Source organism: Clostridium lamae (assembly GCF_033043255.1).
In the GTDB taxonomy this organism is placed as follows: Bacteria; Bacillota; Clostridia; order Clostridiales; family Clostridiaceae; genus Clostridium; species Clostridium lamae.
On the sequence record NZ_JASCQJ010000022.1, the window covers coordinates 17,666 to 29,886 of the forward strand.

A 12,221-nucleotide genomic window follows, 5' to 3' on the forward strand; every position below is an offset into this window, starting at 1 on the left:
GCATTTAAGTTAGCTGTAAATAATCTTCTCTATAAATATTATAGCTCTTCTATATAGTTGATAGAGTCAATAAAAAATTATATAATTGACTCAATTAATAAATCACAATAATTTACATATTGGGAGGATTCTGTATGAAACAACTAAAAAGCCCTCGCTTGATGCTTGTGGCGTCAATGATAATATTCGGTACATTAGGACCTTTTGTACGAAACATCTCCGTATCATCTGGAGAACTTGCATTGTATCGTGCTATTTTAGCAGCTCTATTAATTGCTATATTTCTTATAGTAACTAAACAAAAGATACCATTTGCAAATATAAAAAAAGAAGTCCCTTTATTGATTGCATCAGGAGTAGCAATGGGTATTAACTGGATTCTTTTATTTCAGGCATATAAGTACACTACAGTTTCAGCTGCAACATTAAGCTATTATTTTGCTCCTGTTATCGTAACAATTGTCTGCCCTATTCTTTTCCACGAAAAATTAACTAAAAAACAAATTATTTGCTTTATCATGTCTACCTTGGGACTTGTTATGATTACTGGTATTGGTGATATAGGTGGTGGAAGTGACTTTATAGGTATTTTATTTGGATTAGGTGCAGCAGTATTTTACGCTACTGTTGTTCTACTTAACAAATTTATTAAAAATGTTGAAGGAATTCATAGAACCTTTTTACAATTTATTTCTGCAATTATAATTTTAATTCCTTATGTTATGTCAACTAGTGGAGTAACTTTAGGTAATTTAAATAGTATTGGATGGGTTAATCTATTAATTGTTGGACTTATTCATACAGGAGTAACATACTGTATGTATTTTTCATCTTTGAAAGAATTGCCTGGACAAAAAGCTGCTATTCTTAGTTATATAGATCCTTTAGTTGCAGTTGTTATTTCAGTTACTATTTTAGGGGAAACAATGACAGCTTGGCAGATAATAGGTGGATTTTTAATTTTAGGATTTACTCTTTGGAATGAAATTACACCAAAAGATCATCCTTAAATTGCCACTCCCATTACTTATGATTGATGCTTCAAAGCCAGAGAACTTATCATAAACTACCTCTTAATTCATAAATACTAATAAAAAAGAGCCATCGCATAATGAATTAAATTTTCATTATCCATAGCTCATTTTTTATATTAAAAATAATTACAATTTACTCTTAAGTTTAATTGTTTATAGTAATCTTGTCCTTCATATTTATCAAACTTATTGTCTTTTCATCTGCCATAAAAACATTAAGACAGCGGTAATTACTGTGATAATTGCATATATAGCAACAGGATAAACACTTGATATTGCTCCTACAAAATCTCCATTTATCATAGCTCTTTCTAGTTCTACTGCATGAACGAATGGTAGTAAATTTGCTATTTTACCAAATATACCACCTACCAGTTCTAAGTCAAACCATACTCCAGAAAACCAACCACATAAATTTGTAAGCAATGCACCACAAATTCCACCAACTTGCTTTACATTGAAAATACTTCCACATAAAAGTCCAAGTGCAATGTGGAAAATTGCCATTGGAATAATCATTAAAATAGCATATATAATATTTATTGTAATTGGTAAGCCTAGAAATATTGCTACAATATAGCAAATTGCACATTGTGCTATTGCAATAGGTAAAATTGGTAACATATATCCTAAAATAAAATCAATAGCTTTTAGAGGACTGGTATATAGCCTTTGTAGTAAAGCACTTTCTCTATCTTTAGCAACTAGTGTAGCAGAGAAAAGTGTCATAAATGAAAGCCCAAATACAGTAATACCTGGTGTTAAACTTTCAATTTCAAATAAACTTACTGGAACATTGGCTTGTATTGCACTAAGAAGTAGTATCAATACAATAGGAAAACCTAATCCAAACATTATATTAAGTGGATCCCTTAAAATTTCCTTTGCACATCTTTTTGAAAATGTAAGCATTCTCATATTTTCCCCTCCTTTACTATTGAAATAAAGGCATTTTCAAATCTATCTGTAGCTGTTTTTTCAATAAGCTCACTAGCAGTTCCTATTGCTAATAACTTCCCATTTTTCATAATTCCAATTCTATCAGAAAGTGCTTCTGCCTCTTCCATATAGTGTGTTGTAAGTATAATAGTAACCTTCCCTTTTAAAGAACGAAGAATATCCCAAAGCTCACTTCGTGCAATAACATCAAGTCCTAAAGTAGGCTCATCAAGAAATAATATTTTAGGTTCACTTATAAGAGCCATTGCAATACTTACTCTTCGTTGCCAACCACCTGAAAGTTTTCCTGCTCTCTTATCTAGAATAGTTTGCAAATCAAACTGCTCTGAAAGCTCTTTAATTTTTTCTTTGCTTTTTTCCTTTGAAAATCTATGAATGCCACATATAAGTTCTAAATTTTCTTTAACAGATAAATTTGGAGCAACTGCTGTTTCTTGAGGGGAAACACTAATAATCTCTTTAACATTTGCTTCATTCTGAATAATACTATTCCCACCAACAAAGGCATCTCCACTTGTTGGTTTTGTAAGGCAAGAAAGCATTTTTATTGTTGTAGTTTTCCCTGCCCCATTAACACCAAGTAAAGAAAATAGTTCTCCTTGCTTAATTTGTAAATTTAATTTATCAACAGCTATAAAATTTTTATATTGCTTTGTTAAATTAACAGTCTTTATAGCTTCCATAATACATTCCCCCATCTCTTAAAGTATATAAACACATTAATCTTTTTTTATAACTTAATCCTCCTTTATTGGCATTCCCATCATTCCAATAAAGTTTATTAAATCTCTTTCATGAACAATTGCAATTCCTCTATCTTCATCTCCTAGTATCAACAATTTATCTCCTGAACTTATCTTAAATTTATCTCTTGCCTCTTTGGGAATTACAATTTGTCCTCTTTCTCCAACTAAAACTGTGCCAAAGAAATACTTACCCTTAGGTGGTACTACAAGTCCTGATTCCTCTTCAGAATGATTAACTAAATCATCTAACTTAACATTAAATAATTCTGCAAGACTAATACAATTATATATATCTGGAGTAGATTCCCCACTTTCCCACTTTGCTATTGATTGCCTAGAAACATTAAGCTTCTCTGCTATATCATCTTGGGTATACTGATACCTTTTTCTTAAACTTTTTAAATTCTTACTAATCATATTTTTCATACTCCTCATACTTATTTTATATAATTTAATCCTTATTTTCTATCAACCAACATTAACATTAATATATATATTTTTATACATTATTAATATTATTCATAAGCCAGCATTAACTTAAATTTTTTATTAGTCTATGTTTTCTTTTATTATTAATTGTTTATAGAATATTTTAAAGTATAAATTATTATGCAATATTATTATAATATAAATTATGTATATATCTGATAACATATATATAAATGGGAATTCACAGAGGTGATTTTATTAAAAACTTACAAAACAAAATTACGATTATGCGGATTGTATGTTCAGGTTTTATAGTACTTACAAAACCTTTTACATTATTATTTTGGATATTATATGTAGTATGTGGAATTAGTGATATATTAGATGGATTTGTTGCAAGGAGTATGAAACAGGAAAGTGAATTTGGAGCAAAACTCGATAGTATTGCAGATATAATTTTTCTAAGTTCAATAATCATTGTGTTAATCCCTATTATAAAAATACCTTCTTATGTTTGGATATGCATAGCTGTTGTTACTTTTATACGTATCTTAGCTTATTTAATTGGTTTGAAAAAGTTCTGTGCTTTTACATCCTTACATACTTATGCAAATAAATTGACAGGATTGTTGCTATTTATTACTCCAGTTTTTTGTGTAATATTTAATTTTAACATAACAGCTATTATATTAAGTACAAGTGCAATTTTATCATCCATAGAAGAATTAATAATTATAGTATCGACTAAAGAACTTAATACGAATTGCAGGAGTATTTTTAAAATATAATTATAATGGCAAGTAACATTATTTTTGATATTATATGAACAACTAAGATTGGTAGGTGAGATAATGTTTGAAATAAAAAATTATAAAATTGGCTTTGATATTTTAGGATTACTTTTATTCTTGATAATTATGATTCCAAATTTTATATGGTTTGCAGTTCCAACTTCAAATGATATATTGAGGAATGAATCTCTAACTCCAGTAATAGATATTATTGCTTCAATTTTTCAAGTAATTACGATTATGTCTTTATGTATAATTAAAAATAAACAATGCCAAAAGCTAATTAAAAAACCATGGCTTAAGTGGATTATTATTTGCATAATTATATATTTTATAGGATGGATTTTATACTATATAGGCATTGTAAATTCAGTTATAATTTTAGATTTATGTATTGCTCCCTGTGTAGCATTTATACTACTTTCTATAGAGCGAAAAAATATAGTTGCACTTATAGCATCAACTATATTTATGATATGTCATGTACTATATGGAATTATGAATTTCATTGTATAGTTATATATAAGGAAAATACTACATAATAAAAATTTGTACTCAACAACTATAAAAATTGATAATAATTATCAATTTTTATATTGTTAAAAGTATTGATAATACTAGCTTTAAAAAGAACAGAAATACTATAGACCAAGTTTCAAATTGTTTCCTAGAACAGATACACCGCCATGAAAACATATGACTGTTTCAATATCTAGCTTTTTAATCTTATTAATGGATTTTAAATACATATCATTATCATAATTAAGCTCTTTTGGGCAAGTAGTTACTTCTCCAGCCTTACTTATTAATAAATCTCCAGCAATTAATAATTTATATTTATCTATATATAAAGACATATGACCTAATGTATGACCTGGCGTTGCAATAACTCTAATAGCTTCCCCTTTATTGATTACATCATTATCATTTACTGTTTTAATAACATCTATTTTGTTATTATCATAGAATAATTTAAAAAGATTATAAAACTCCCTACCTTTTTCATCTAGTTTATTTAAGTTTTTCTCCATATATTCTACCTTATATGGAGTTTTGCTACCATTAATGTAATCAGCCTCTTTGTCAAAAGTAATTACTTCAATATTAGACACTAATTTTAAAATAGCTTTAACATTTCCCATATGGTCTATATCATGATGGGTTAGTATTATTGTTTTTATATTATTTACATCAAGTCCATCTTTTTCTAATTCAGCTTTAATATAATCAATTTGTCCTGGATAACCAGTATCTATTAATGTAAGATTATCTTTATCTTTTATTACTGTAGGATAAACAAAATCCTTACTTTGTGGATTAATATTTGGTAATTCTAATACATAAATATTTTCTTTTATTTTCATAGTTTAATGCTGCTACTCAAAATATGGTTAAATGTATCCATATTGAGATTTTTACTGTCTCATCGTACCCTACCTCGCCTAAGCTACTACAGTTTATATGGCACTCCACAGTCGTTAATTCCCCAATAGCCTTGGGTACACATATAAGTGCTTGTTTTGATTAAGCTATCTTATATTCTTCTGCATTAGCTAAATTAATTGAAGCATTTAAATCTCTATCCATTGAAAGTCCACAACTGCATCTGTAAACTCTATCTGATAATTTTAAATCTTTTTTATATGCTCCACAGCAACTACAGATTTTACTACTTGGATACCATCTATCAACAACTCTTATCTCTATATTATTTTGATATGCTTTTGAAATAAGCTTAGTTTTAAATTCGTAAAATTTCTGTCCAGCTATTGCCTTAGCTAAATGTTTATTCATCATCATTCCTTTAATATTTAAATCTTCGATAGTTATAAAACTTGGTTTTTGTTCTATTAACTCATAGACTATTTTATTTATATAGTCAGTTCTAATATTAGTAAGTCTTTGATGAAGTTTTTGTACCTTAACTATTTGTTTTTGGATATTTCGACGAGTAGCTTCTCCTTTCTCTTTTTTATTTCTTAATTTTAAACTTTCATATTTCCTTGAAAGTCTTCTTTGTTCTCTTTTTAATTTCTTCTCTAATTTTTTAACTGTTTTAGTTTTATTAATATTCTTTTTGTAAGAACCATCACTACAAAACATAAAACTCTTTAATCCCAAATCTAATCCTAAACCTTCTGAATAAGGCTGATTATCTGATTTATCATCTTTTTTAATATCTTCCTCAACCAAAACTGAAACAAAATATTTATTAGCCTTTTGACTTACTGTACCACTTTTAACTATTGAATTAACTGGAATGTATCCAAATTCCTTTAACTTAACCCAACCTAAAGTAGGTACTTTAATCCTATGTCTTTCAATAGTCCAGTCAGTCTTATTATTTTTAGGAAAATAAGCTTTTACATCTTGATGTTTCTTCTTCTTGAATTTTGGGAAACTACTTTTCCCTTTAAAGAAATTCTTAAATGCCTTTTCTCCATTCATAATAGCTTGTTTAGTAGCTTTAGAAGATACTTTTTTAATCCATTCTTTATCTGGATTATTCGGAACATATTCATTATTAAGCCACTTTGCAAAACTCATGCCACTAACAAATTTCTTTTCTTTTTCATAAACCTCTTTGTTATGTGCAATATAAAAATTATAAATAAACCTACTAACACCAATAGTTTGATGTATTTTAATTTTTTGTTCCTCTGTCGGCTTAATTTCTATTTTGTATGCTTTTTTCAAATACACTCACTTCTTTTCTATAAGTAAATTTTACTACATACAACTACTTTTACCTATGTTTTTAACAACTAACAACATCCTCCTTTATTTACTTTAAAATTAATACTCCTACAATAATAGATTTTAAAAATTTAAGGAATATTTTTTAATAGTTTTAATAACAATTCTCTTTATACTTTAGAAATCTCAATTTAAATATATCTTCCCCTAAAATTTCAAGTCATATAACATTTGTAGTACTGGCTCAAAAATATTAATTAATAATTCTTTATAATCTAAACAATAGGTATTTAATAAAATTTATATTTCTACTAAGAATAGTTATAAATTAATTTAATTAATAAACCGTCCATATTTTTAATTTAACTCAACATCTTAACTTCACTTTTAATTATCATAAGTAATTTATTAATCTAATTACTAATTAAATATTGGCTCAATATACTCTTTAATAAATTCTATTCTATCAGTTATATTAGGTTTAAATAATGCTGTAATAGCTACAACAATATTTTTTGTTATATTAACATAAATAACATTTCCACCGTCTCCCATAGCTGCAAAGCCTTTATCGCTATCATTATTAACCCACCATAAATATCCATATGGAAGATTAAGTTTTTTCCAGCGACTATGTTCCTTAGTACTTTCTTCTATCCATTCTTTAGATACAATTTGTTTTCTATTATATATGCCACCATCTAAGTATAATTGACCTATCTTAGCCATATCCATAGGTGATAAAGTAAGTCCCCAACCAGCTGTATTTGTTCCTGCTTTATCACTTACCCACCCACTAATATTTGTAGCTTCATTAAATGCTAGTTGTTCTTCTTTGCTATTAAATTTAATACTTCCTTCAATGTTAATTCCAAGTGGTGAGAATAAATTTTCTCTTGCAAAATCAAGAACTGATTGTCCAGTTGCATTTGCAAGAATACCTGACAAAATATCAGGACCTATAAGTGGAGTATATTTAAACCTTCCTATCTTACCTAATCCCCCTAAGTAATCTAGACTAAACTTTAGCATATCATCACTAGTAAAATATTTTATATATGGTGGAATTATATATTTATATGGAGCTGTCATTGTAATCAAATCTTTAAGTGTAATATTTTGTATTGTTTTTTCTCTTTTCTTAACTTTATAATCTGGGAAATAATCTAATACTTTATCATTAATACTTTTAATATATCCTTTATCTATTGCAATACCTATTAATATTGAAATAATACTTTTTGTTACTGAATACACATGGATTGTACTTTTACTATCGCATCCATTAAAATAATTCTCATACTTTACTTCCCCATCTTTTAATACAACAATTCCAGTAATATTGCTATAAGCTTTATTTATTTTATCTTCTAATTTAATTACTTTTTCTTTATTCATATAATCCTTCCTTTACTATATGATTTTTAAGTTATTAATCTAAGTAGTTATCTTATCTTTTTAACAGGATAATAAATTTCTGTTATAATATCATTTTCACTTTCAACCATAGTTGGATCATTTACATATACTTCAAAGAGGGCATCTTTACATACATATCCTTCTTTCTCTGCATATTCAATTTGTTTAACATATACAGATGATAAATCTGAATAAGGTCCCTTTAAAACTGTTTTTAAACACAATCCAGGATTAAAACCTCTAGTACCTTTAATACATTCTTTTATAGGAATTGCAAATTCAGTATCCAAACCAAATGGACTATATTCTGAACTATGGAAAAGTACCATAGGAGGATTAGTTATAGTTAATTTATCTTCATTAATCTTTTTAAATAGTTTATTAAAACAATTACCATATTCATCAACAAATTCATGCTTTTGAACCATTTTTCTAATATATAAAAGGTTCATAGGTGCTACTTCTACAAGCTTAACATCAAGATCTTCCATGTATGACATAATTGATTTACCTTGTTTTAAATTTGATATATCATTATTTAGCTCTTCTGAAATTAAATTTAATTCTTGTACTTGTTTATCAATTTCTTTTTTCTTTTCTATAAGTGATAAATAAAGTTTTTCATCTTGTAATTCTTCTGATTGTATAATAGCTTTTATTTGCTCTAAAGAAAAATTATATGCTTTTAGACGCTTTATAAATAACATAGTTTCTAATTGTCCAATGGAATAATATCTATAACCGTTCTCATTATTAATTTCATTAGGCAGAATTAATCCTATTTCGGCATAATATCTAAGTGTTTTTGTAGATACATTGCATATCTTTGAAAAGTCGCCAATAGATAGCATATAATCCCCTCCTTTCAATCTCTATATCTTTATCCTACATCTTTCCCTAAGGGTAAAGTCAATATGTTAATTTATCTTAAATAAAAAAATCTAGACATAAAATATGCAAAGTGTTATTATAGTGTATATATTTTATATGCACACTATAATTACACTTAAGAGAGGTGATACATTGAATATAAATATAAGTAATACTTCAACAGTACCACTGTATGAACAAATAGGAACACAAATAAAAAATCAAATAATTAATGGAAGTTTAAATCCTGGAGATGGTCTGCCATCTATAAGAAATTTAGCAAAAGAATTAAAAGTAAGTATTATAACAACTAAAAGAGCTTATGAGGAATTAGAGAAAGACGGATTTATAGAAACTATCGTTGGAAAAGGTACTTTTGTATCAAATCAAAATACCGAAAGATTAAAAGAAATAACACTTTATAATATAGAAAATAAATTAGAGGAAATTATAAAGCAAGCAAAAGCAGTTGGAATTACATTAGAAGAAGGTCTTGAAATCTTTAAGAGTATATATGAAGAAGTATAGGAGGACATATTTATGAATGCTATAGAAATTAGAAATTTGAGCAAAACCTTAGATAAATTTACTTTAAATATAGATAATTTAGATATTAAAAAGGGATTTATAACTGGATTTATAGGTCCTAATGGTAATGGTAAAACTACTACTATAAAACTAATTATGAATATGCTAAATAAAGATACTGGAACTATAAAAATCTTTGATAAGGAATATAAAACTGATGATTTATCTATAAAAGAAACTATAGGTTATATAGGTGATATTTCTGGATATATGAAGGAAGTTAAATTAAAGGATATAAAAAAGAGCTTATCTTCATTTTATAAGAATTGGGATGATATTTTATATAAGCATTATTTAAAGAAATTTGATATAGATGAAAATAAATTATATAAGGAATGTTCTAAAGGACAACAAAAAAAGTTCGAGCTTATAATGGCACTTTGTCATCATCCAAAGCTACTAATTATGGATGAACCAACAGCCAACTTAGATCCAATAGTTAGAAATGAATTTATAGAAGTTTTACAAGAGCATATAGATAAAGATGGTGTAACAGTATTCTACTCTACTCATATAACTTCAGATTTAGATAAAGTTTGTGACTATTTAGTATTTATATATGATGGAAAAATCATATTAAATGGAGATAAAGATAGCTTACTAGAAAGTCATAGAATAATACGTGGTAATAAAGATTTATTAAATGATGAGACCAAAAAATCTCTTATCTCATATAAAGAAAATTCTTTTGGATTTGATGGATTAACTTCTGACTATAAAGAAGCATTTGATATCTTTGGTGAAGAAGTTGTATATGACAAAGCAAATCTTGAGGATATTTTAATGTATTATACTAGGAGGTAGCATATGAATAATGTTATAAATCTTACAAAGATGAGTTTAATAAATTTAAAAGCAGTATATAAGCAAATATATTATGTATGGATAATATGGATAGGAATAGCTATATTTAACCCATTCTTTTTAAATATATTATTAGGAATAAGTGTATTATTAACTTTATATCAAGTAATGGCTTATGAAGATAATAATAATGTAGATTATTTAATATCATATCTTCCAGTAAAGAAAAGTGAATATGTTATATCTAGATATTTATTTGGTATTATAAGCATTTTATTATCTTTAATAGTAATACTTGTAGTTTACTTTATATCAATAAATATAAATTCAGCAGAAAAAATGCCATTAGAATTATTATTACCTACAAATATAATATCAGCTGTATTATCAGTAGCTGTAATAATTCCTTTAGTTTTAAGGTTTGGTATAAATAAAGGAAGAGTTCTTATGACTATGATTGTTATGGTTATATCTACAATACCTGTATCAATAGTATCAAAGCTTAATGAAACTCCTGATATTATAAACAATATTATCAGCATTATTAGCAAAATCGGATTACCTATTTTATCGATTATTTTAAGTATCGTTGCATTATTAATATCTATATTTATAAGTTTAAAATTGTATTTAAATAAAGAAATAAAAGAATAGTGTCGTGCTAGCACGACACTATTCTCTTGTGAATACTAAGTCTTTTTCTGTAGACATTTCTTCGTTGTATATATATCCATCTACATCTAACTTCTTTAATTCTTCTATATCTTCTATTTCCTGTTGAATTATATATCTAGACATAATTCCTCTTGCCTTTTTAGCATTAAAAGATATTATCTTATACTCTTCTCCTCTTAGTTCTTTAAATATAGGAGTTATTACCTTTACATTAGGATTTTTTCTTAATCCTTCTATAGCTGTAAAGTATTCATTTGATGCTAAATTTATTATTGTTTTATCTTTGTGGTCCTTTAATTCTTCTATTATACTTTCCTCTAAGGTTGTACCCCAGAATTCATATAAATCTTTTAAACCATTTACTTTAAGCTTAGTGCCCATTTCTAGTCTATATTCATTAATGCCGTCAAAAGGTCTTAATACTCCGTATAAACCTGATAATATTCTTAAATGCTCATTAGCATAAAAAAGTTCAGAATCTGCTAAACTTCCTACATCTATCCCTCTAAATACTTCACCTTTAAATGCCAGCAATGCTTGTTTTGCTGTATCTAAACTTTTAGTCCACTTTTGGAATCTATCTACATTTAAAGTAGCTAACTTCGTGCTTATTTTCATTAGCTTTTCTAGTGAATAACTATCATAATTTACAATTTCATTAATTATTTCCTGCGACTTTTCTAAAAACCTAGGCTCACTCATTGGTAAGTTACTTTCTTTTGTTTCAAAATCTAAAGTTTTTGCAGGAGAAATAACAATTATCATACTCTTCCTCCTTTTATCTTATATTAAACTATTTGTTTTTTACTCATTTCATTATAACAATAATTTATTATATCACTTCTTTTAATTATTCCTATAAAAATACCCTCATCATCGATTACAGGAACAAAATTTTGACTTGTTGCTAAAAATATTAAGCTTTCTACATCAGCGTTTATTGAAACGCTTTTATGTTTTCTTTTTCTTGGTACATCCTTAATCTTAACATTTTCAGTATTTCTAAAATTTAAATCTGGAGTATTCTTCAGTTTCCAAAGCAAATCTCCTTCAGTTAATGTTCCAACATACTTTCCTTCTTTATCTATTAATGGTATTGCTGTATATCCATGATGCTCCATTCGTTCTATAACTTGTCTCATTGTTGCATCTAAAGATTCATATATAACCTCATTTTTAGGTGTTAAAAAAAATGCAATATTCATAAT

General features: G+C 26.8%; 15 protein-coding genes. 6 read left to right on the forward strand and 9 right to left on the reverse strand.

Features of this window, described 5'->3' with window-relative positions; translation table 11 throughout:
• Nucleotides 1-134: 134 nt before the first annotated feature.
• Nucleotides 135-1,010, forward strand: coding sequence for a DMT family transporter (locus QK892_RS11340; protein ID WP_317273664.1), 876 nt, complete (start codon nucleotides 135-137; stop codon nucleotides 1,008-1,010).
• A gap of 210 nt (nucleotides 1,011-1,220) precedes the next feature.
• Here the strand turns inward: QK892_RS11340 and QK892_RS11345 are convergent, their stop codons facing one another.
• Genes QK892_RS11345 through QK892_RS11355 form a run of 3 tightly spaced genes read right to left on the reverse strand, consistent with a single transcriptional unit; the run spans nucleotide 1,221 to nucleotide 3,157 of the window.
• Nucleotides 1,221-1,952: an ABC transporter permease gene (locus tag QK892_RS11345; protein WP_317273665.1), complete on the reverse strand. Its 732-nt coding sequence runs from the start codon at nucleotides 1,950-1,952 to the stop codon at nucleotides 1,221-1,223.
• Entirely contained in the window at nucleotides 1,949-2,677 is a 729-nt protein-coding gene (locus tag QK892_RS11350) for an ABC transporter ATP-binding protein (protein ID WP_317273666.1), read from the reverse strand. The genes QK892_RS11345 and QK892_RS11350 overlap by 4 nt, the downstream gene beginning before the upstream one ends.
• Before the next feature lie 54 nt (nucleotides 2,678-2,731).
• Nucleotides 2,732-3,157 carry a helix-turn-helix domain-containing protein gene (locus QK892_RS11355; protein WP_317273667.1) on the reverse strand — a complete coding sequence of 142 codons (426 nt, stop codon included), beginning with the start codon at nucleotides 3,155-3,157 and terminating at the stop codon, nucleotides 2,732-2,734.
• A gap of 245 nt (nucleotides 3,158-3,402) precedes the next feature.
• Between QK892_RS11355 and QK892_RS11360 the strand changes: the two genes are divergently transcribed.
• Both QK892_RS11360 and QK892_RS11365 read left to right on the forward strand, forming a co-directional pair.
• Nucleotides 3,403-3,957, forward strand: coding sequence for a CDP-alcohol phosphatidyltransferase family protein (locus tag QK892_RS11360; RefSeq protein ID WP_317273668.1), 555 nt, complete (start codon nucleotides 3,403-3,405; stop codon nucleotides 3,955-3,957).
• 63 nt (nucleotides 3,958-4,020) lie between these two features.
• Nucleotides 4,021-4,476 carry a hypothetical protein gene (locus QK892_RS11365; protein ID WP_317273669.1) on the forward strand — a complete coding sequence of 152 codons (456 nt, stop codon included), beginning with the start codon at nucleotides 4,021-4,023 and terminating at the stop codon, nucleotides 4,474-4,476.
• A gap of 125 nt (nucleotides 4,477-4,601) precedes the next feature.
• On the opposite strand, the gene QK892_RS11370 is transcribed toward QK892_RS11365, so the two are convergent.
• From QK892_RS11370 to QK892_RS11385, 4 genes are all read right to left on the reverse strand, one after another.
• Complete coding sequence (locus tag QK892_RS11370) at nucleotides 4,602-5,324, reverse strand: MBL fold metallo-hydrolase (RefSeq protein WP_317273670.1); 723 nt, start codon at nucleotides 5,322-5,324, stop codon at nucleotides 4,602-4,604.
• Nucleotides 5,325-5,484: 160 nt separating this feature from the next.
• Nucleotides 5,485-6,657: an RNA-guided endonuclease InsQ/TnpB family protein gene (locus QK892_RS11375; RefSeq protein WP_317273671.1), complete on the reverse strand. Its 1,173-nt coding sequence runs from the start codon at nucleotides 6,655-6,657 to the stop codon at nucleotides 5,485-5,487.
• A gap of 420 nt (nucleotides 6,658-7,077) precedes the next feature.
• The gene (locus QK892_RS11380; RefSeq protein WP_317273672.1) at nucleotides 7,078-8,055 is read right to left on the reverse strand and encodes a serine hydrolase domain-containing protein; all 978 of its coding nucleotides are present in this window, start codon (nucleotides 8,053-8,055) and stop codon (nucleotides 7,078-7,080) included.
• Nucleotides 8,056-8,102: 47 nt separating this feature from the next.
• On the reverse strand, nucleotides 8,103-8,927 hold the full coding sequence (locus tag QK892_RS11385; protein ID WP_317273673.1) for a MerR family transcriptional regulator: 825 nt from the start codon (nucleotides 8,925-8,927) through the stop codon (nucleotides 8,103-8,105).
• 172 nt (nucleotides 8,928-9,099) lie between these two features.
• Here QK892_RS11385 and QK892_RS11390 point away from each other — a divergent pair, with 172 nt between their 5' ends.
• Genes QK892_RS11390 through QK892_RS11400 form a run of 3 tightly spaced genes read left to right on the forward strand, consistent with a single transcriptional unit; the run spans nucleotide 9,100 to nucleotide 10,992 of the window.
• Entirely contained in the window at nucleotides 9,100-9,474 is a 375-nt protein-coding gene (locus QK892_RS11390) for a GntR family transcriptional regulator (RefSeq protein WP_317273674.1), read from the forward strand.
• 12 nt (nucleotides 9,475-9,486) lie between these two features.
• On the forward strand, nucleotides 9,487-10,338 hold the full coding sequence (locus QK892_RS11395) for an ABC transporter ATP-binding protein (RefSeq protein ID WP_317273675.1): 852 nt from the start codon (nucleotides 9,487-9,489) through the stop codon (nucleotides 10,336-10,338).
• A gap of 3 nt (nucleotides 10,339-10,341) precedes the next feature.
• Entirely contained in the window at nucleotides 10,342-10,992 is a 651-nt protein-coding gene (locus QK892_RS11400) for an ABC-2 transporter permease (protein WP_317273676.1), read from the forward strand.
• A gap of 18 nt (nucleotides 10,993-11,010) precedes the next feature.
• On the opposite strand, the gene yaaA is transcribed toward QK892_RS11400, so the two are convergent.
• Both yaaA and QK892_RS11410 read right to left on the reverse strand, forming a co-directional pair.
• Nucleotides 11,011-11,778: a peroxide stress protein YaaA gene (gene yaaA / locus QK892_RS11405; RefSeq protein WP_317273677.1), complete on the reverse strand. Its 768-nt coding sequence runs from the start codon at nucleotides 11,776-11,778 to the stop codon at nucleotides 11,011-11,013.
• A 23-nt stretch (nucleotides 11,779-11,801) separates the two neighbouring features.
• Entirely contained in the window at nucleotides 11,802-12,218 is a 417-nt protein-coding gene (locus tag QK892_RS11410; protein WP_317273678.1) for a CBS domain-containing protein, read from the reverse strand.
• Nucleotides 12,219-12,221: the final 3 nt, after the last annotated feature.